Origin of the sequence: Paenarthrobacter histidinolovorans, assembly GCF_014647595.1 — a bacterium.
Taxonomy (GTDB): domain Bacteria; phylum Actinomycetota; class Actinomycetes; order Actinomycetales; family Micrococcaceae; genus Arthrobacter; species Arthrobacter histidinolovorans.
In genome coordinates this window covers 132,695-153,475 of record NZ_BMPM01000003.1, presented here as the reverse complement: position 1 = coordinate 153,475, position 20,781 = coordinate 132,695, and the positions used below count along the sequence as shown (strand labels likewise).

Here is a 20,781-nt window from a genome sequence, read left to right as displayed (position 1 = left end):
TCGCATGGTGACTTCCTAACCGCGCGCCGCGCCCCTGTGGCTAACTTCGCATCGCACGGCGGGCGCTGTCAGTGCGCTGGGCCGCGTTGCCGATCCACACCTCGGCCCCCAGGATTGTGGCACCTGCCGGCCCTGCAAGTACGGGGTTGAACTCGACCAACGCAATTCCAGGGTGGTCGTCCTTGAGTTTGGCGAGCCTGGCTGCAATGTCTTCAAGGGAGGCTATGTCGACGGCCGGGAGTCCCTGGTAACCGAAGAGTTTCCTGGAGGCACGCGGCGAACGAATGACGTCGTGGAGGTCCGCCGCTGCGAGTGGCGGAACCCGGTGGGCCCAGTCATCCAGGAGGTTCACCGCGTCACCGGCCAGACCGAACGACACCACTGGCCCCAGGAGCGGGTCCTCCATGGCACGGAAAGTGCACGCTTGCCCCACCGGGGCCATGGCCTGCACTTCCAGCGAGGGAGATCCGTATGGCTCCAGGGCACGGCGCATTTGGGCGATGTTCTGGCGCAGGGATTCGGCGTCCTGGATATCCAGCCGCACGCCGCCCAGGTCAAGCCGGTGCCGAAGCGCCGGGTCGGTAGTCTTCAGTACAACAGGCCAGCCTGCCTTGTCTGCAGCACTGATGGCTTCCTCGTCCGTACCGAAACCAAAGCTGGGCAGCACCTCGATACCGTAGCCGGCCAGCAAGGCAGCAGCTGCACCGGCGTCGAGCTTTCTGATCTTTTCACCCGTGACACCGGCCAGCATGGCCGCGAGTGTATCCCTGGTTCCGTCGAGATCGCAGCCCTCAGGTTCCACGAAGAGCCCCTGGTCGCGGTCCCTCCACTGGGCGTAGCGGACAATCGCCGCCAACGCGGCTACGGCTGCACCGGCGTTGGAGTAACAGGGCAGCGGCGGCTTGCCGACAGCTCCTACCATTCCTTCGACATGGACTGAAGGGTCCAGGATTCCCGTGAAAGCGGCGATTATGGGCTTTCCCGCCTCCGCTGCACACTCAGCCAGGACGCTGGCCAGGGCCTCCACGGTCAGGCCGCGGGCAGGGAGCAGGGCAGCCACCACAGCATGGACAGAGGGGTCCGCGAGGCTCTCCAGCAGGCTGGCCCTGAGCGCCGGCAGCGCAAGGGACATTCCGGCGTCGAGGTCCACATCCGTCACCAGGCGGTTCACGTCCAGGCCCAGGGGTACCGCACTGTCCGCCACCACTTTCGCCAGCGCAACCGAGTTCGAGTACACGGCCAACCCCGGACCCTGCGGCAGCGCTTGGGAGGAGGCAATCTGGGCGATGTCCATCAGTTGTTCAATGGTGTCAACGCGGATGACGCCCGCCTGCCGCATCATGGCATCCAAGGCCGTGGCCGGCGCCTGCGTGGTGCGGACTTCGTGCCCCGGCGGCAGGCTCAGGCCGGTGACGTCGGACTTGGCAACAATCACCGGCTTGTTCCGCGACAAGCGGCGCGCCAGCCGCGAAAACTTGCGGGGATTGCCAATGGACTCCAGGTAGAGGCCCACGGCGGACGTATCGGCGTCGTCCTCCCAATACTGCATGACGTCATTGCCGGAAACATCCGCGCGGTTGCCGGCCGACAGGAAGGATGACAAACCCAGTCGACGGCGGCTGGCGGCCGCGTACACCGCCACCCCCACGGCGGCCGACTGGCTGAACAGGCCAAGGCTTCCCCGTGGCGGCATGGTGGGGGCCATGGACGCATTGAGGGAAACTGCCGGGTTGGTGTTCAGGATCCCGAGCGATTCCGGCCCGATCACGCGCATGCCGTTGGCCCGTGCCCGCCGCACCAGCTCATGCTGGCGTGCCAGGCCCCGCTCGCCGTCGTCGGCAAATCCCGCCGTGGCCACGACGATCCCCTTGACTCCGGCGGCAGCGCATTCGTCCACCACCTTGGGCACTTCTTCATAGGGAACAGCGACGATGGCCAGCTGGACAGGCCCCGGAATTTCGGACAATTTCGAGAAAGAGATCATGCCGGCAAGTTCGAACGCCTCCGGATTGACTGCGTACACAGGGCCCTTGAAGCCGCCCTCAATGATGTGCTCGAGCAGTTGATAGCCGACAGTCCCCCATTTTCGGCTGGCACCGATGACAGCCACCGACGACGGCGACAACAAGTCGCGTACGCTGCGCGCCTCGGCGCGGTGCTCCCGGGACTCCATGACTGCCCGCGACTTCTCCGTGGGATCGATGTTGAACTCGACGCTCACCACGCCGTCGTCAAAGTGGCGCTTGAGGTCGTACCCGGCATCGGCAAAGACCATCAACATCTTGCGGTTGTCCGGCAGGACCTCTGCGGTAAAGCGCCGGATGCCGTTCTCCCGGGCGGCCACGGCCAGGTGCTCCAGGAGGATCGAACCGATGCCACGCCCCTGGTGGGCATCGGAAATGTTGAACGCCACTTCGGCTTCGCGGGGATCATCGAGCCGGTCGTAGCGACCTATCCCCATGATCTCGCCACCAATGGTAATAACGAACGCCACGCGGTTGATGTGGTCCACCTCGGTGAAACGCCGCACTTCCTTGCCCGACAGTTTGGGCTTGAACGAAAAGAAGCGCATGTAGATGGACGCCTGCGACTGGCCTGCATGGAAAGCCTGCAAAGCCTCGGCGTCCTCGGGCCGGATCGGGCGGAGGTGGGCCGTTCCGCCGTCGCGCAGCACGACATCGGCCTCCCAATATTCCGGATAAATGCCGACGCCGGGCTGATCCACCATAGGCTTAGCCTAGCTAAAACATCCGCAGTACAACTTTCAAGGATCCACCGACCCCATGGCCCGCAGCCAATCTTCCGCACGCAAAGCCGAACCGCTCGGCGATTTCACTGAGAACATCGTCGATATTGACGTCACTTCCGAGATGGAAGGCTCCTTCCTGGAGTACGCCTACTCGGTGATCTATTCGCGCGCCCTCCCGGACGCACGCGACGGACTGAAGCCTGTCCAACGGCGCATTCTGTACATGATGTCCGACATGGGCCTGCGCCCGGACCGCGGTCACGTCAAGAGCGCCCGTGTTGTGGGCGAGGTCATGGGAAAGCTCCACCCGCACGGCGACGCCGCCATCTACGACGCCATGGTCCGTATGGCGCAGGACTTTTCCCTCCGCCTGCCGCTGATCGACGGCCACGGCAACTTCGGCTCGCTCGACGACGGCCCGGCGGCTCCGCGTTATACCGAGGCACGCCTGGCAGCTGCTGCGCTGACCATGACCGACCACCTCGACGAAGACGTGGTGGACTTCGTCCCGAACTACGACAACCAGCTCACGCAGCCCGAAGTCCTCCCCGCAGCCTTCCCCAACCTGCTGGTCAACGGCACCACCGGCATCGCCGTCGGCATGGCAACCAACATGGCTCCGCACAACCTCGTGGAAGTCATCGCGGCCGCCCGCCACCTGATCGCCAACCCCGACGCCACCCTGGATGAGATCATGCGCTTCATCCCCGGCCCGGACCTTCCCACCGGTGGCCGCATCGTGGGGCTCGACGGAATCCGGGATGCCTACGCCACGGGCCGTGGATCCTTCAAGACACGCGCCAAGGTGGAAGTAGAGCAACTGTCCGCCCGCCGCACCGGCCTGGTGGTCACGGAGCTCCCCTACATGGTGGGCCCCGAAAAAGTCATCGAGAAAATCAAGGACGCCGTCAATGCCAAAAAGCTGACAGGCATCAGCGACGTCGTGGACCTCACGGACCGCAACCACGGACTGCGTCTTGTCATCGAACTCAAAAACGGCTTCAACCCCAACGCCGTTCTGCAGCAGTTGTACCGCTACTCGCCCATGGAAGATTCCTTCGGGATCAACAACGTCACGCTGGTGGATGGGCAACCGCAAACGCTGGGCCTGCTGCAACTGCTCCAGGTATACGTGGCCCACCGCCTCAACGTGGTACGCCGGCGGACTGCGTTCCGCCTGGGCAAGAAGAAGGACCGCCTCCACTTGGTGGAGGGCCTGCTGATCGCGATTGTTGACATCGACGAGGTCATCCAGATCATCCGTTCCTCGGATGAAGCTTCGGCCGCCCGCGAACGGCTCATGTCCATCTACGACCTCACCGAGATCCAGGCGAACTACATCCTGGAGCTCCGGTTGCGGCAACTGACCAAGTATTCACGGCTTGAACTGGAAAAGGAACAGGACGAGCTGCGCCGCGAAATCGAGGCGCTCGAAGCCATCCTGGCCTCCGACGAATTACTCCGCGACCTCGTGTCGGGAGAACTGGGCGTCGTCGCCGAAAAATACGGCACACCAAGGCGAACTGTGCTGCTCGAATCCGAAGCCGTCTCCCCCACGGTTGCCGCCGCGCTCGCCGCCGCGCCGGGCCCCAAGGGCAAGGCGGCCGCCTTGCCCCTGGAGATCCCGGACGACCCCTGCTGGGCCTTGCTCAGCACCTCCGGGCAGATTGCCAGGACCTCCAACCAGGAGCCGTTGGCTGAGGCAGGGCCGCGCGTCAAGCACGATGTCTTCCGCTCCGTGGTCAAGACCACTGCCCGGGGAGAAATCGGCGCCGTGACGTCACAGGGGCGGATGCTGCGCCTGCAGGTCATGGACATGCCGGTGCTGCCGCCTGTTTCAGGACTTCCCAACCTGGCGGGAGGCGTGCCTGCCAAGGACTTCATCACGTTGCTCAAGGGAGAAAGCCTCATCGCATTCGTCCCCTTGGACGCGGTCCTGGCCATCGGAACGCGGCAGGGTGTGGTGAAGCGCGTCCAGCCGGACTACCCGCTGAACCGCGAGGATTGGGAGATCATCGCCCTCAAGGACAAGGACGCGGTTCTTGCCGTGGAGCCTGCCCAGGAGGACGACGTCGATCTCGTCTTCGTGACCAGGCAAGCCCAGTTGCTGCGGTTCAGTGCCTCCAACGTCCGTCCGCAGGGACGTACGGCCGGCGGCATGGCCGGCATCAAGCTTGCCGCCGGCGACGAAGTGATCCACTTCGGTGCCGTGCGCACCAACGATCCGGCCGCCGTCGTGGTGACCATCGCGGGCACCACCGGAGCGCTGCCGGGAACGGCCCCCGGTACCGCGAAGGTGACGGCTTTCGAGGAGTATCCAGCCAAGGGTCGCGCCACCGGTGGCGTCCGCGTCCACCGTTTCCTCAAGGGCGAAGACACTTTGCTGCTGGCGTGGGCCGGGCACGGACCGGCCAAGGCCTCGTCCGCGGCCGGGGTAGCGCGCGCCCTTCCCCACGAGCACGGACGGCGTGATGGCTCCGGTGTGCCGCTGTCCCAGCCTGTGGAGGCCATCGGACCCAGCCTGGCGTGGGCGGAATCCGCCGGATAGGCCCAGCCAGGCAGCCCGGACATGCAGGAAAGGCCGGGGGTTCAAATCCCCGGCCTTTTCTCTGCAGCGGCCATGAAGCCGCCATCCGGGCTAGCCGGTTTGGTTGAGGCTCAGAATGTTTCCCTCACTGTCCAGGAACCATGCCGCTGCGCTGCCGTCAGGCATCGTGGCGACGCCGTCCTCGGTTTTCAGGCCAGGGAAGTCGTAGTCTTCAAACGTGACTCCCTTGCCGCGGAGTTCCTCCACAGCTGCCCTGACGTCGCTGACCATCCAACCCATCTGGGTGTTCTTCGCCGACCCGGCATTGGGCGTCTGGTAAACGAAGAACCCCGTTCCATCGCCGCACCTGTATTGCAGGTTGTCATCGGCGTCCGGATTTTCGGGTTCGAGTCCGAGTTTCTCGCTGTAGTACGCGCGTGCCCGGGCGATGTCCTGTGCCGGTAGGACGGCACCAACCTGCTGATCCTTGAGCATGTTTTTCTCTTTTCCGGCTCTCCCCCCGGAACGAACTTTACTCTTGGGTGGGTTGCTAAGTAATCGGAAAACGACACCATATTTCAGGGCTTGTAAAGGGCTGTGGGGTGGATCGGCTTAGACTGGCCGCATGCCGATCATCCCTGATGAAAAAGACTGGACCTGGGTACTCTCCGAGCCCTGCCCGGAGTGTGGTTTCGACCCCTCCACGGTGACTCCTTCAACGGTGCCGGGCACCGTCCTGAACATGCTTCCCCGTTGGCGGGCAGTCCTGCGGCGGGAAGATGCAGCCGTGCGACCGAACGACCATACCTGGTCCCCCCTGGAGTATGCGTGCCACGTCCGCGATGTCTTCAGCCTCTTCGACCAGCGCCTGAACCTGATGCTTTCCGAGGACGACGCCCGTTTTGCCAACTGGGACCAGGACCAGGCCGCGATTGATGGTGAATACGATTCCGCTGATCCGCGTGCCGTGGCTGATGAAGTGGAGGCGGAAGGCACAGTGATCGCCGAGTCCTTTGCACGCGTGGCGGAAGACGACTGGCAGCGCACCGGGACCCGCAGCAACGGTTCAACCTTTACGGTGCTGACGTTCTCCCAGTACTTCCTGCACGATGTTGTCCATCACCTCCACGACGTGGATGGGTAGCCAGCCGTGGATGGGTAGCGACGTGGATGGGTAGCCAGCCGTGGATGGATAGCAACTACAGCATCTTCTCCCAGGTCATGCTGCGGCTCACCGGGGCGTACCCCATGCCAACGTAGAGTTGCAGCGCTCCTGTGGGATTTGCCGAGTCGACATCCAGGGACGCCACGTCCATCCCTGCCAGGGCGTAGCGGCGCATGGCATCGGCGAGCAAGGCCTGGGCTATGCCCCGGCCCCGGTAGGCGCGTCGAACGCCAAGGAGCTCCGTGTAACCTTCTTTGAAGCCGCGCTCCGCCGCGGACTGTGGATCGTGGCTGGTCAGCTGGTACCCGGCCACGGCACCCGTGGAACCATCGATCACTACAGCGCTGAGATCATGCCGTCCAGTGGGTTCCTCAATGGTGAAGCGCCACGATTCCTCGTCGCGTGGTTCACTCCCCCAGTGGTCCCGGAAAGCGTCGTTGTGGGCCAGGCGCACCGGCTCGAAAAGGGAGGAATCCAGGGTCCGGAGTTCCAGTCCGGTGGGCAGCGGTGCATCCGGGAGTTGGCCCGTCAACGGTCTGTGCATTTCGTTGAACCAGCGCACGGCACCATAACCGTGCCCCATCAGGAGTTTCGCCTGGTGCTCGTGCTGCTCCTCGGTTTGGACACGGAGCCGGGGCGGCGTGGCCGTTTGGCCGGCCGCCGTGTCCTCGTCAAAGCGTCTGCGCGTCTGTTCTTCCTGCCAGAGAAGGACGGCCGAGCCGATGCCACGTTGCTGCCATTGCGGGTCAACGCACGCCATCCCGGTTGCTTTGTCGCCCCCGGGATTCTTGGTGATGCGGCCGTAGGCACGCGGCACGCCTTTGGTGTCAAAGCCCAGCAGCGTGTTCATTTGCGGTGGATTCTTGCTCGATTCCAGGACGTGGACGAGGTCTGCGCGCTTCTCAAACCAGACAGGATGCTCGACGGCGGCGGTTCGGGCGATGAGTCCGGCCCAGCCGTCCAGGTCCGCCATGGTGGCCGGGCGCCACTGGAGGCCGGTCAGCTCCGGGTCGGGCATGGCATGGCTCGCGTCGTTGAAAGGCATGCCCTCAGGTTACTGAGCAGTAGGCCGTCCCACCAGTTCCGCCGCGCCCGGCCTGTGCACCGGCGTTCCTGCGGCAGACAGCTCAAGCCGCTCATCCGAGGGGTCTATGTCATGAGGGTTGTGGGTCACCAGGACCACGGTGACATCCTTCAGCCCCTTGCGAAGCACGGCCATCATTTCGCGCGCAGAGCCCGCGTCCAGGTGTGCAGTTGGTTCATCCAGCAGCAGGACGGAGGCGCCCGTCAGCAGTGTCCTGGCCATGGCAAGACGCTGCCGTTCGCCACCGCTCAGGAAGGAACCGCCCGGTCCGATCCTGGCGTCCAGGCCACCTGGCAGGGCGGCCACCACCGCATCAAGCCCGACGGCGGCCAGCGCCTTGTACATCTCAGCTTCGCCGGGCTTTTGCCCGGCTGGCCGGCCAAGCAGGAGGTTGCCCCGCACTGTGGAATCGAAGAGGTGCGCTTCCTGCGGGCACCACGCCGCTGTACCGGTCAGCCTCGCCGTTCCCTCCGTGAGGGGAAGGAAGCCCAGAAGGACCGAGAGCAGCGTGGACTTGCCGGCCCCGGAAGGTCCCGTGACGGCCAACCAGCGGCCCGGTGCGGCCACGGCGTTGAGTCCTGAGATGACTGTGGGACCCCCTGGCCACGCTGCGGCCGCCCCGCACAACTCGAGTCCCTCGTGCCCGGACCGGTCAGGCAAAGGCAGCGGACCGCCGTCGTGGTTTTCCTGGTCCCCCGGCCCGTCCGCTGCGTCCAAGGCGCCGGAGGAGGCCACCTTCCCCAGGACGGCCGCGAGCGCCGGTGCCTGGCGCGTCGCAGAGACGATGCCCGCGAATGGTTCCACAAGGGCAAGAAGCATCAGGACAATGACAGCCACCAGTTCCGGGGCCGCCGTACCGTCGAGCACGGACGGGGCGCTGAGAGCGCCTGCCCAGAGCGCCGTCGCAGAACACGCCAGGACGATCACGGCCTGGCCCAGTCCCTCGGCCCATGCGGAGCGCTTCGCCGAGACGGTGGCGGCCCGGTCCTTGCTCTCGAGCGATCCGATCACAGGTTCGCTGACGTTGTTGGCACTCAGTTCGGCCCGGGCATCCAGTGCCGCAGCCACTCCCCGAAGCACCACCGAACGCATCTGTTGTTCGGCCCGCGCAGCGTTGCGGTCAGCCAGCACGGCAAGGACAGGGGCAACTGCCAGTCCCACCACGGAGGCGATCACCACGGCGGGCAAGGCGGCCGGCAGGACAAGGGCGGTGGCGAGGATGGCGGCGCCGCCAACTCCTGCTGCTGTGACCGGAGGGAGGACCACCCTGGGCAGGAGGTCGCGGAGTGTATCGACGTCGTCCACGATCGATCCCAGGACGTTGCCGCCTTGCAGCAGGCGCCGCAGGGACAACGCGCGCCGGCTCAGGGTTGACCAGAGCGCTCCGCGAAGCCGTGTCATGGCCGCGAACACGGCGTCGTGCGTCAGGAGACGTTCGCAGTACCGCAGCACGGCCCGTCCGATGCCGAAGAACCTGACGCCGACTATTGCGCCCAGCAGGTAGAGGATGGGTGGTTGCTGGCTGGCCCTGATGATGAGCCACCCCGACAGGCCGGACAGAGCGACGGCGAACAGTGCGGCCAGCACTGCCACGACGCCGGCGGCGGCGAACTTCCAGCGGACGGGCTTGAGGATGTTTGCCAGGAGACGAAGGCTGCCGGCACGCGACCGCGCCTTCCCGTTGGCTTCCCCGGTGCTGCCACTCGCCGCGGACGGTTCCCGTGGGGACTGCGTGGGGATCGAGGCAACGGGTTGCGTGGCTGCCGCAGCAGTTGTTCCCGAATGCCCGATAGGTACAGGCCCGATGGGTACAGGCCCGATGGGCACGAGGTGGTCAGCGAGCGCGCGGGTGGCGGCATCGTGGGCCACGAGGATAACGGTGGTAGTACCGCGAAGTGCTTCGATGGCACGGCGCACCGCTGCGGCCGAGGCGTCGTCCAGGTGAGCGGTGGGCTCATCGAGCAGCAGGAGTGTTGCGCCTGCTTCGACGCGGGCCAGTCCACGGGCCAGCGCTACCCGCCGTAGTTCGCCGGGGCTCAGCTCAGAGGGGTGCTTCGCTGCCAAGTGCTCAGCGGATGCCGTGCGGAGGACCCGGGTTACCGCTTCGGCGGTGTTGCCCTCGAAGCCATCAAGGTAGAGCTCAATCTCCTTCTGCACGCTCTCTGCAGCCATGACCGGATGCTGGGGAACCCAGGCCAGGGCTCCGGGAGCCACCCCGGTTACGGTACCTGCCACTCGGGCTCCGGGTCCGTTCCCGATGAGTCCGGCCAGGACGCCCAGGACGGTACTTTTCCCGGCGCCGCTGTGGCCGTCGAGGGCTGTGATGCTCCCCTGCGGTGCGGTGAAGTCCAGGGGCCCGACGGCGGCCACGGTCCTGCCGCGATACGTCACCGACAAGTTGGTCACCTCGACGTCGGCAGGCCCTCTGCCGGGGTTTTTGTCCACAACCCGCTGGTGCCGGGGGGCTTCGAGTACGGCATTTGTTGTTTCGAGGGCTGCCCGGCCGTCGTCGCTGGCGTGGTGGGCGGTGCCAAGCTCCCGCAGGGGCAGGTAGCAGTCCGGGGCGAGGATCAATGCCAGGAGGCCTGCTTCCAGGGCCATGTCCCCTGCGACGAGACGTACACCGATGAACACTGCAACCACGGCTACGGAGATCGTGGCGATGAGTTCGAGGGCGAGCGCGGAGAGGAAAGCGGTGCGCAAAGTACCCATGGTCCTGCTGCGGTACTGCTCGGAGATGTCTTCCAGTGCGGCGCGCTGCTCGCTGGCGCGGCCGAGTCCCACCAGTACAGGCAAGCCCTTGGCGAGTTCCAGGATGTGGCCGGAGAGTTTCCGCAGGGTGGTTTGCGCCTCACGGACGCGGTCTTCGGTGTGCCGGCCGATCAGCACCATGAACAGCGGCACCAGCGGCACCGTCAGGACGATGACGACGGCGCTCACCCAGTCGGCGAAGAGGATCCGTGCGCCGATCAACAACGGCACAGTGGCGCAATTGACCAGGGCAGGCAGGTACTGGGTGTAGTAGTCGTCCAGCGCATCCAGCCCGCGCGTGGCCAGTATCGCCAGGCCGCCGTCGTTCATTCCCTCACCAGGGGCCGAACCGGCGTCGTCCAGGGAACGCCGGAGCAGCCGGGCCCTAAGCTCCTCCTTGACGCCCAGGGCGGCGTGCCGGGCCGCAATTCCCTGTCCCCACACCGTCAGCGACCGCAGCACGGCGCCAACGGCCCCCCACAGCAGGCCGGCGTTCCAGTCACCGGAGCCCGTCGCCAGACCGGCGAGCATTCCGGCCACAGCCTGCGCCATGAGGACGAGGGACAGCGCCTTGAGGGCGGACATCAGCCCCAGGATGTACAGCGCCGAGCGGGTGGCCTGTCCGGAGGGAAACACGGGTTTCATGGTGAGGCTATTTTCCCGGTTGCACGGGGTTGGTAGGGGCGCCGTCCTTGGAAACGAGTACCTTGGCCGCGATGGCGGGCAGGAAGCCGTGTGCTTCAGGAATGTGTGCCGCGCTGACGCGACGCCGGAAGACCCAATACGTCCAGGCCTGGTAGGCGATCACCAACGGCAGGCCCACAGCTGCCACGATGCTCATCAGGCCCAGTGTGTAGTCCGAGGACGAAGCGGTGGAGATGGTGAGGTTGAACGCGGGATCAATGGTGGAGGGAATGACCACCGGGAATGCCGCTCCGAAGATTGAGGCGGTGGCGCAGACAATGAAGGCGCCCAAGGCCCCAAAGGCCCGCCCCTCGGATCCTGCGCGGGCCAGCGCCCAGGCCAGGACCACCGCGACCACGGCGGCAGCTACCAGGGCCCACGTCCACGGCTTGCCGCTGAGGAACTGGACTGCCACCATCCAGCCGAACATCGGCAGGACCGCGGCCGGGACCAACCGCACAAACCAGCGGCGGGCACGGTGCCGCACCTCGCCGTCGGTCTTGAGGGCCAGGAACGCCAGCGCGTGCACCAGGGCGAAGGCCACCACGCCGAAACCGCCCAGGAGCGCGTAGCCGCTGAACCAGGACATCGGGCCACCTTCACGGTCCCCGTTGGCGTTCAGGGGCAGGCCCGTGGTGGTCAGCGCAAGCGCCGCACCGATGCCGAAGGCGGCAACGAAGGACCCGACGGCGATCGCCCAGTCCCAGCGGTTACGCCAGCGTTCGGAATCGACCTTGCCCCGGTATTCAAAGGCAACAGCCCGGAAAATGAGGGCAACCAGTACTGCCAGGAGCGGGAGATAGAGGGCCGAGAACAGCGACGCGTACCAGAGGGGGAAAGCGGCGAAGGTAGCGCCGGCCGCGGTCAGCAACCAGACTTCGTTTCCGTCCCAGACCGGGCCGATGGTGTTCAGCAGGACCCGCCGGTCGGTGTTGTTTCGTGCGAACAGCTTCATGAGCATGCCCACGCCGAGGTCAAAGCCCTCAAGGAAGAGGTAGCCGGTCCACAGGACGGCGATGGCTACGAACCAGATGGTTGGCAACAGTTCCATTGTCAGTTTCCCCTGCTCCTAGTACGCGAATGCCAGGACGTCGTCGCCGGACTTGTCCGGGGTGTCATTGTCTTTGTCATGCCCCTCCGTGGAGTCCCCGCCGTGTGCCAGTTCCGGCATTGCGGAGGCGACGCCACCACGGACGTATTTGACCAGCAGCTTCACTTCCACCACCAGCAGCACCGCGTAGATGGCTGTCAGGACGACCAGCGAGGTCATGATCTCGCCTGCGCTGACGCCGGGAGATACTGCCGCTGCGGTAAACATGAAGACCTGGTCGATGCCGTTCATGTCCGGGTTGGGGGCGACGACGAACGGCTGGCGTCCCATCTCAGTGAAGATCCAGCCCGCGGCGTTGGCGCCGAAGGGGGCCAGGATACCGAATACGGCAAGCCGCATGAGCCACTTGGATTGCGGGACTGCGCCCTTACGCGTTACCCAGAGGGCCAACAGCGCGGCCAGGGCTGCGATGCCACCGAATCCGATCATCATCCGGAAGCCCCAGTAGGTCACTTCCATGACGGGAACGTACTGGATTTCCTGTCCGGCGCGGTCACCGTAAAGCGGGTTGTCCGGCAGATGGGTGCCGTACTTTTCCTTGTACTCGCCCAGCAGGCTGTTGACGCCCTTGACCTCGGTGGTGAAGTCGCCCTTGGCCAGGAAGGAGAGGATACCGGGCACTTCGATGACGGCAACGATGTCGTCACAGTTCTTAGCGCCGAGGTTTCCCACGCTCAGTACCGAGAACCCGGTTCCATCGTGGCAGGCCGCTTCCGCTGCAGCCATCTTCATGGGCTGCTGTTCGAACATGAGCTTGCCTTGGAGGTCGCCGGTGATGGCGGTTCCGGCGAAGGAGATCATTGCCACGACCGCGCCGATCCGCAGTGATTTCATCCAGACCGTGTAGTCGGCTTTGTCCCGCCCGGGAATGTGCGGCGCGGCACCGGGAATGATCCGGCCATCCTTGCCCACGGTGTCGATTCCGTCGTGCCGGCGGCGCCACAAGTGGTACCAGGCGATGCCCAAGAGGAAGGCCCCGGCAACCGCCAGTGCACCAAACAGGGTGTGGGGTACCGCTACGAGGGCGGTGTTGTTGGTGAAGACGGCCCAGGCGTCGGTCATGACGGGGCGTCCGTCCACCATTTCAACCCCCACGGGGTGCTGCATCCAGGAGTTGGCCACAATGATGAAGTAGGCCGAGAAAACCGAGCCGATGACCGCGATCCACAGGCAGGCCAGGTGGACGCCCCGCTTCAGTTGCTTCCAGCCAAAGATCCAAAGCCCCAGGAAAGTGGACTCAACGAAGAACGCCAGCAGCGCTTCGAGGGCCAGGGGCGCGCCGAACACATCACCGACGAAGCGGCTGTACTCGCTCCAGGCCATACCGAACTGGAATTCCTGGACGATACCGGTGGCTACGCCCATGATGAAGTTGATCAGGAAGAGCTTGCCCCAGAACTTGGTCATGCGCAGGTACTCGGGCTTGCCCGTGCGGTACCACAGGGTCTGGATGATGGCCACGACCAAACCGAGGCCAATGGTGAGGGGCACCATCATGAAGTGGTAGACGGTAGTGATACCGAATTGCCAGCGTGCGATTTCCAAGGCGTCCATGGCTGTCCTTTGTGCGGTGGACCGAAGTACGATGACGTTAGTTCTACGTAACGTAGAAAACTTCTCTTCTACACAGTGTAGAACAAGTGCCGGGCAACGAAACCCATTCTTCAAGTGGCATCGGCCACGCGCAAGAGGTCGCCGCCGGATGCGGCGCGCCGACAGTTCTACCTCACGTAGAATCAGCGCCGGAAAAGCGGTAGATTTATTGTGGAATGTTGGATCATCGCTCCCGGCGGCAGTAACCCTGCTGTGGGAAGCGGAAGGTAGGGAAGTAACGATGGCAAGTCTTGGGGAACTGGAACGGGCAGTGATGGATCTGCTCTGGGCAGGCCAGGAAGCTGCAACCGCCAATACACTGCGCGATCTCCTGGCGCAGGACTCGGAGGCCGGCGACGGCACCGCAGGCCATCAAGGCAAAGATCTGGCAGTAACTACTGTCCTGACCGTGCTGTCACGCTTGGAAAAGAAGGGCCTGGTGGAACGCGAACGGGGAACGCGCCCGCACCGCTACCAGGCAGTTTCCAGCCGCGCTGACCACACTGCCGAACTGATGCACGAAGTTCTGGGCTCCGCCCCGGACCGCGAAGCTGTCCTTGCCCGCTTCATTGGCTCCGTCTCCGAAAGTGAAGCCGCTACCCTGCGCAAACTGCTCGGCTACAATTAGCCACTATGTTCTGGACCTCATACCTGCTTGCGGTCCTGGCATTGATTCTGGCGTGGCCGGTCCCCGTCCTGCTCTCGCGTGCGCAATGGCCGGCGCGGTCGCCGTTCACGGCCATGGTGCTGTGGCAGGCCATAGCCCTTGCCGGTGGGTTGTCGATGATCGGCGCCATGCTGGTCTACGGGCTGGAACCCATAGGCGACAACCTTATTGCGGGCCTCAGGAGCCTGGCCGGAATGGTGTTCAACAATGAGCCCACCACAGCCTTGGGTTTCTGGCACCTGTTTGCCCTCTCCGCCGCCGCACTCCTGACCGCGCACCTCGTTTTCACCCTTCTGCTGACGTATTACAAAATTGAGCGCCAGCGTCGCCGCCACCGTGAGCTTCTCGCTCTGCTGGCGTCGCCGTCAGACGACGGTCCCGGGACTGTGGTGATCAATCATGAGTCCCCTGTCGCCTACTGCCTGCCCGGGGGCGCCCGTTCGGTCACGGTCCTGTCCGATGGCCTCATGGCGGCCCTCGATCCCGCAGAGCTGCGGGCTGTCCTTATCCACGAGAACGCCCATCTTTCCCAGCGCCACGATCTCCTGCTGTGGGCCTTCGCCGCCTGGCGCCAGGCCCTCCCATGGTTTCCGACAACCCGCCTTGCCCAGACCGCCGTGAACTCCCTGATCGAGATGCTGGCCGACGATGTCGCCCTTCGGACCGAAAGCAAAGGCACACTCATCAAGGCAATCGCCATCGTTGCCAGCGGCAGCTCGCAGCCTGCCGTCAGTGCCGCAGCACTGAAGGGTGGCGGCGCCGTCGTCGAAGGCAGCGGCGTCAGCGCCACCGGAGGTGCCGATTCACCGCGTACGACGGCGTCACGCGTCAGCCGCCTGCTCTCGCCGCAGCCGCCACTCACCAAGGGACTAAGGGTGCTGGTCCTTGCTGCGTCGGCGATGCTGCTGGCCGTTCCTACAGCATTGTTGATCGTGCCCGGTCTGCTCGGCTAGCGCCTCGGGGTCTGCCCGCCCTTCCCGCGCGGCCAGCTTCACACGGCCCTGGGTAGCCTCCGGGCCTTGTTAGATTTGGGGCGTGAATCCGCCCGCAGAAAACGGCCCCGCACCCGCATCCCCCTACCAACGGTGGCCCCTTTATGCGGCAGGCTTCACTACTGCCTTCGGGGCGCACGCTGTTGCTGCCGGGCTTGGCGCCGAAAGCCAGGACATCGGCCTGAGCCTTCTCGGGCTGGGTATCTTGCTCGCCTTGTACGACATTGCCGAAGTTTTCCTCAAACCTGTCGTCGGCGCACTGAGCGACCGCATCGGGCCCAAACCTGTCATCGTGGGTGGGCTTCTGGCCTTTGCCGCCGCCTCCTTGGCAGGTCTTTGGGCTGAACAACCCGCCATGCTCGCCGCGGCCAGGCTCGGTCAAGGCATGGCAGCATCGGCCTTTTCACCTGCTTCCTCTGCAAGTGTCGCGCGACTCGCTGGCAACAACTCCGGCCGCTATTTCGGACGTTACGGCTCCTGGAAGGGGCTCGGCTACGCACTGGGGCCGCTGCTGGGCGCCGTTGCCATCCTGGCAGGTGGCTTTGGGCTCCTGTTCTCCGTACTGTCCGGCGTGGCCCTTGTGGTGGCCGCATGGGTCCTCGTCTCGATGCCGCGCTTGGATCCACTGCCCAGGACCCGGTACACCGTAGTGGACGTGTGGCGGCAGAGCACGGAGAAATCGTTCCTGGGTCCCACGCTGGTGCTTGCTGCCGCCACGGGGGCGCTCGGGGCGGCAGTAGGTTTCCTTCCGGCTCTGGCGGCCCGGGAAGGGCTCGGCACTACCGGGAGTGTCGCCGTCGTTACAGTCCTGGCCCTTGCGTCTTCGGCAATCCAGCCACGCATTGGTGTCCTGCGGGATCGCGGCGTACTCGCTGACAGGCCGGGGATGGTCGCCGGGTTGGCGTCCATCGCCGTGGGGATCCTGATCGCAGCCGCTTTGCCCGGGGCACTCTGGATCTACGCTGCGGCGGTCCTCATTGGAACGGGGATTGGCGTAGCCACACCGCTCGCATTCGCCCATCTTGCCGATTCCACACCCAATGACAGGCTCGGCCGGACCATGGGCTCGGCCGAGCTCGGCCGGGAACTCGGCGACGCCGGCGGTCCCTTGCAGGTGGGTGGTATTGCCGTTGCCGCAGGGCTGCCTTGGGGACTGGGTGCGCTTGCAGTGGTGGTGGGAGCGGCAGCGTTCGCCGCGCCCGCAGCTGTCGCCAGCCATGCGACGTCAGCCCGGGAGCCGCGCTGAGCCCTGGCGGAGCTAAGCGTCGATGCGCTCCCGATCCAAGGTGGCTGCTCCGGCGATGATGAATTCCTTGCGTGGTGCCACATCGGAGCCCATCAGCAGGTCGAAGACTTCTTCCGCCCGCTGGGCACTGTCGATACCGACTTTCCGCAGGGTCCTGTGCCGCGGGTCCATGGTGGTCTCTGCCAATTGCTGGGCGTCCATTTCACCCAGGCCCTTGTAACGCTGGATCGGCTCTTTATACCGTTTGCCTTCCTTGACCAGCTTTGCAAGGAGTACGTGGAGCTCGGCTTCGGAGTAGGTGTAGATCATCTCGTTGGCCTTCTGGCCCGGATTGATGACTTCCACGCGGTGCAACGGCGGGACTGCGGCGAACACCCGGCCGGCCTCCACCATGGGCCGCATGTACCGGAAAAAGAGGGTCAGCAGGAGCGTGCGGATGTGGGCACCGTCAACGTCGGCATCCGTCATGAGGATGACTTTGCCATAACGCGCCGCGTCAAGGTCGAAGCTCCGGCCGGAACCGGCGCCCACCACCTGGATCAGGGCAGCGCACTCAGCGTTGGACAGCATGTCCCCCACCGATGCCTTCTGGACGTTCAGGATCTTGCCACGAATAGGCAGGAGCGCCTGGAAATCCGAGGACCGCGCAAGCTTCGCGGTTCCGAGCGCTGAATCACCTTCCACAATGAATAATTCCGACCGCGCCACATCATCGGTGCGGCAATCAGCAAGTTTGGTGGGCATCGACGAAGTCTCCAGCGCGTTCTTGCGGCGCTGGGTCTCCTTGTGGACGCGGGCCGAGATGCGCGACTTCATCTCGCTGACCATCTTCTCCAGCAGGAGGGCCGACTGGGCTTTGTCGTTGCGGTTGGCCGAGTTCAGGCGTGCGGTGATTTCCTTTTCAACCACCTTGGCAACAATTGCCCGAACAGCCGAAGTGCCAAGAATCTCCTTGGTCTGCCCTTCAAACTGCGGCTCAGCCAGACGAACGGTCAGGACGGCCGTCAATCCGGCAAGGATGTCGTCCTTCTCGATCTTGTCGTTGCCCGCTTTGAGCTTGCGGGCATTCGTTTCCACGGCCTTGCGGAAGGTCTTCAGGAGCGCAGCTTCAAAGCCCGCCTGGTGCGTGCCGCCCTTGGGCGTTGCGATGATGTTGACATAACTGCGCATGGTGGTTTCGTAACCGATCCCCCAACGCAGCGCGATATCGACTTCGCAGTCACGTTCCACTTCGGCGATCTTGCTGTGCCCGTTCTCATCCAGTACAGGAACGGTTTCCTTGAATTTCCCGGAACCGTGAAGCCGCCAGACGTCGGTAACACCGGAGTCGGCTGCCAGGAATTCAACGAACTCACTGATGCCGCCGTCGTGGTGGAACACTTCCTCGTGAACGCCGTGCTCCCCCGGGGTGCCCGCAAGCTTTCGTTCGTCGCGGACCGTGATGCGCAAACCCGGGACGAGGAATGACGTCTGGCGGGCGCGGGCCACCAGATCGTCGTACGAGAACTTCGCGTCGGGGGTGAAAATCTGGCGGTCCGCCCAGTAGCGCACACGGGTTCCAGTGACACCGCGCTTCGCCTTGCCCACGACATCCAGTACTGAATTCTCAACGAATGGTTCGAACGGGGAATCGGGTCCCGTCTTTGACCCGGCATCGATGAACCGGCCAGGCTCGCCCCGGCGGAAGGACATCTGATAGGTCTTGCTGCCACGGTCCACCTGGACATCGAGGCGGCTGGACAGCGCATTGACCACGGAAGCACCCACGCCATGCAGGCCACCGGACGCAGTGTAGGAGCCACCACCGAATTTGCCGCCGGCGTGCAGCTTGGTGAAGACGACTTCGACGCCGGACAGGCCCGTCTTGGGCTCGACGTCCACAGGAATGCCCCGGCCGTCATCGTGGATCTCCACTGAGTTGTCCGCGTGCAGGATCACCTTGATGTCGTGTCCGAAGCCAGCAAGGGCTTCGTCCACGGCGTTGTCGATGATCTCCCACAGGCAGTGCATGAGACCGCGGGAGTCGGTGGAGCCGATGTACATGCCCGGGCGCTTGCGGACCGCTTCCAGGCCCTCCAGGACAGACAGATGCCGGGCATTGTATTCAGAACTCGGTGCCACGTGGGGGTGTGCTCCTTCGGGGGTATAACTCAGGGTGCTTCCCAGCCGTACTTCGCTGGTAACTCAAGGCAAACACTGCCCATACTAGGCTAGCCGCCGCGGCCTTCAGGCATGGGTTGCCACTCCCGGCGTCCGATGATCGGCATGGTTGCGTTATGCACATGTGATACGCGGACAGCGAAAGTGACCCATCCTTGCCATGGATCTGGATCGAATGCTGGTTATATGGATGTACAGAACTACTAAGGAGGCCGACATGACAACAGCAGTTGCAGACCGCACACTGAACGCCGCTGACCGGTGCGATCGTTGCGGAGCCCAGGCGTATGTCCGCGTTGTACTCGAGTCCTCCGGTGGTGAGCTGCTCTTCTGCGGCCACCACGCACGTGCAGTTGAAGCCACGCTCCGGCCCATGACTTCCGACTGGCATGATGAGACCGAGCGCCTCAATGAGAAGGCACCCGTACCTGTCGACTAACGTACACGTCGACTGGGTAAGGCAACCGGCACGAATCCGGAACCACATCTAGCCAAAGGACCCCTCCCCACCGGGAGGGGTCCTTTTTGCTGTGTGCCCACTACTTCACCCGGGCACTGGTGGTTTTGTGACCCGGACTGGAAAACGTCCTCGGTGGTCACCAAAAAAGCGGCCCGGCCGGATAACCGACTGGGCCGCTCTGGTGCTGACACACGTGCTGGGAACTGTTTAGTCCAGGTAGTCCCGCAGAACCTGCGAGCGGGACGGGTGCCGCAGCTTGGACATGGTCTTGGATTCGATCTGGCGGATGCGCTCACGCGTCACTCCGTAGACCTTGCCGATTTCGTCTAAAGTCTTCGGCTGGCCATCAGTGAGGCCGAAGCGCATGGCTACCACGCCTGCCTCACGCTCGGACAAGGTGTCCAGGACTGAATGCAACTGCTCCTGGAGGAGCGTGAAGCTCACGGCGTCAGCCGGAACCACTGCCTCGGAGTCCTCGATCAGGTCACCGAACTCGGAGTCGCCGTCCTCACCCAGGGGGGTGTGGAGGGAAATGGGCTCGCGACCGTACTTCTGGACCTCGACGACCTTTTCGGGTGTCATGTCCAGTTCCAGTGCCAGCTCCTCGGGCGTGGGCTCGCGGCCCAGGTCCTGAAGCATCTGGCGCTGGACACGGGCCAGCTTGTTGATGACTTCCACCATGTGTACCGGAATACGGATGGTACGGGCCTGGTCGGCCATGGCACGGGTAATTGCCTGGCGGATCCACCACGTGGCGTAGGTGGAGAACTTGAAGCCCTTGGTGTAGTCGAACTTCTCCACTGCGCGGATAAGGCCCAGGTTGCCTTCCTGGATCAGGTCCAGGAACAGCATGCCTCGTCCGGTGTAACGCTTGGCGAGCGATACAACGAGGCGAAGGTTGGCCTCGAGCAGGTGGTTCTTTGCACGCTTGCCATCGTGGATGACGAACTCAAGCTCGCGCTTGAGCTTGGGATCCATGGATCCGTCGTCCGCGTTGATCTTTTCCTCTGCGAAGAGGCCGGCCTCAATACGGAGGGCCAGATCGACTTCCTGCTCGGCGTTCAGCAAGGCGACCTTGCCGATTTGCTTCAGGTAGTCCTTGACGGGGTCTGCGGTTGCACCAGCTGACATGACCTGCTGTACAGGTGCGTCGTCATCATCGGCATCCGAGTAGACGAAGCCTGAGCCGGATGGGGCAGCCTTGTCCTTGGCGGCAGTCGCGCCGTCCTCGGTGTCGTCGTCTCCGACTTCGACTTCCTCCGCTGCTGCGGGGTCAAAGTCTTCGTCCTCGGCGCTGGGTTCGTCGGCATCGGCGGCGGAGGAGCTGTTCGCTGCTTCAGCAGCGGCCTTCGCGCCGGGCTTGGGTCCACGCTTCTTCGGGGCAGGCTTTTCAGAGTCGCCCTCTGAAGCCTTGTTGGCAGCACGTGTCGCGGCGCGCTTTGCCGATGTTGCCGCCTTCTTTTCCTCAGCGGACAATTCGGCCTGGGCGGCGGGTTCCTTCTCGACGGAAGACGGGGTCACAGAAAACCTTTCTAGCGGCGGTCTGTGGAATCACCATACGGGCAACACCACTATGACCCTGTCAAGTCCGC

General features: G+C 64.3%; 14 protein-coding genes. 6 read left to right on the top strand and 8 right to left on the bottom strand.

Annotated elements, in window-relative coordinates; genetic code table 11:
• Window positions 1-40: 40 nt before the first annotated feature.
• Entirely contained in the window at window positions 41-2,728 is a 2,688-nt protein-coding gene (locus IEY62_RS08725; protein ID WP_189016156.1) for a bifunctional acetate--CoA ligase family protein/GNAT family N-acetyltransferase, read from the bottom strand.
• A 55-nt stretch (window positions 2,729-2,783) separates the two neighbouring features.
• On the opposite strand from IEY62_RS08725, the gene IEY62_RS08720 reads away from it, so the two are divergent.
• A complete protein-coding gene (locus IEY62_RS08720) occupies window positions 2,784-5,297 on the top strand; it encodes a DNA gyrase/topoisomerase IV subunit A (protein WP_189016153.1) in 2,514 nt (837 codons plus the stop codon).
• Window positions 5,298-5,387: 90 nt separating this feature from the next.
• Here the strand turns inward: IEY62_RS08720 and IEY62_RS08715 are convergent, their stop codons facing one another.
• Window positions 5,388-5,771, bottom strand: coding sequence for a VOC family protein (locus IEY62_RS08715; protein WP_189016150.1), 384 nt, complete (start codon window positions 5,769-5,771; stop codon window positions 5,388-5,390).
• A gap of 130 nt (window positions 5,772-5,901) precedes the next feature.
• On the opposite strand from IEY62_RS08715, the gene IEY62_RS08710 reads away from it, so the two are divergent.
• Window positions 5,902-6,420 (top strand): DinB family protein, encoded by a 519-nt coding sequence (locus IEY62_RS08710; protein ID WP_189016147.1) that lies wholly within the window; start codon window positions 5,902-5,904, stop codon window positions 6,418-6,420.
• A 55-nt stretch (window positions 6,421-6,475) separates the two neighbouring features.
• Here IEY62_RS08710 and IEY62_RS08705 read toward each other — a convergent pair whose 3' ends face one another.
• The 4 genes from IEY62_RS08705 to IEY62_RS08690 are packed head-to-tail and all read right to left on the bottom strand — an operon-like array spanning window position 6,476 to window position 13,625.
• Window positions 6,476-7,486, bottom strand: a complete 1,011-nt coding sequence (locus IEY62_RS08705; RefSeq protein WP_189016144.1) for a GNAT family N-acetyltransferase — start codon at window positions 7,484-7,486, stop codon at window positions 6,476-6,478.
• A 9-nt stretch (window positions 7,487-7,495) separates the two neighbouring features.
• Window positions 7,496-10,921 (bottom strand): thiol reductant ABC exporter subunit CydD, encoded by a 3,426-nt coding sequence (gene cydD, locus IEY62_RS08700; protein ID WP_189016142.1) that lies wholly within the window; start codon window positions 10,919-10,921, stop codon window positions 7,496-7,498.
• 7 nt (window positions 10,922-10,928) lie between these two features.
• Complete coding sequence (gene cydB / locus IEY62_RS08695; RefSeq protein ID WP_189016122.1) at window positions 10,929-12,011, bottom strand: cytochrome d ubiquinol oxidase subunit II; 1,083 nt, start codon at window positions 12,009-12,011, stop codon at window positions 10,929-10,931.
• Window positions 12,012-12,029: 18 nt separating this feature from the next.
• A complete protein-coding gene (locus tag IEY62_RS08690) occupies window positions 12,030-13,625 on the bottom strand; it encodes a cytochrome ubiquinol oxidase subunit I (protein WP_189016119.1) in 1,596 nt (531 codons plus the stop codon).
• A 280-nt stretch (window positions 13,626-13,905) separates the two neighbouring features.
• On the opposite strand from IEY62_RS08690, the gene IEY62_RS08685 reads away from it, so the two are divergent.
• The 3 genes from IEY62_RS08685 (at window position 13,906) to IEY62_RS08675 (ending at window position 16,569) form a co-directional block, all read left to right on the top strand.
• On the top strand, window positions 13,906-14,292 hold the full coding sequence (locus IEY62_RS08685) for a BlaI/MecI/CopY family transcriptional regulator (RefSeq protein WP_189016115.1): 387 nt from the start codon (window positions 13,906-13,908) through the stop codon (window positions 14,290-14,292).
• Between the two features lie 5 nt (window positions 14,293-14,297).
• A complete protein-coding gene (locus IEY62_RS08680; protein ID WP_189016112.1) occupies window positions 14,298-15,284 on the top strand; it encodes a M56 family metallopeptidase in 987 nt (328 codons plus the stop codon).
• Window positions 15,285-15,366: 82 nt separating this feature from the next.
• Window positions 15,367-16,569 (top strand): MFS transporter, encoded by a 1,203-nt coding sequence (locus IEY62_RS08675; protein ID WP_189016109.1) that lies wholly within the window; start codon window positions 15,367-15,369, stop codon window positions 16,567-16,569.
• Between the two features lie 12 nt (window positions 16,570-16,581).
• Here the strand turns inward: IEY62_RS08675 and IEY62_RS08670 are convergent, their stop codons facing one another.
• A complete protein-coding gene (locus IEY62_RS08670) occupies window positions 16,582-18,690 on the bottom strand; it encodes a DNA gyrase/topoisomerase IV subunit B (protein WP_189016106.1) in 2,109 nt (702 codons plus the stop codon).
• 256 nt (window positions 18,691-18,946) lie between these two features.
• Here IEY62_RS08670 and IEY62_RS08665 point away from each other — a divergent pair, with 256 nt between their 5' ends.
• Complete coding sequence (locus IEY62_RS08665; RefSeq protein ID WP_018778705.1) at window positions 18,947-19,168, top strand: DUF7455 domain-containing protein; 222 nt, start codon at window positions 18,947-18,949, stop codon at window positions 19,166-19,168.
• A gap of 228 nt (window positions 19,169-19,396) precedes the next feature.
• On the opposite strand, the gene IEY62_RS08660 is transcribed toward IEY62_RS08665, so the two are convergent.
• Window positions 19,397-20,710, bottom strand: coding sequence for an RNA polymerase sigma factor (locus tag IEY62_RS08660; protein WP_189016103.1), 1,314 nt, complete (start codon window positions 20,708-20,710; stop codon window positions 19,397-19,399).
• Between the last annotated feature and the right edge of the window lie 71 nt (window positions 20,711-20,781).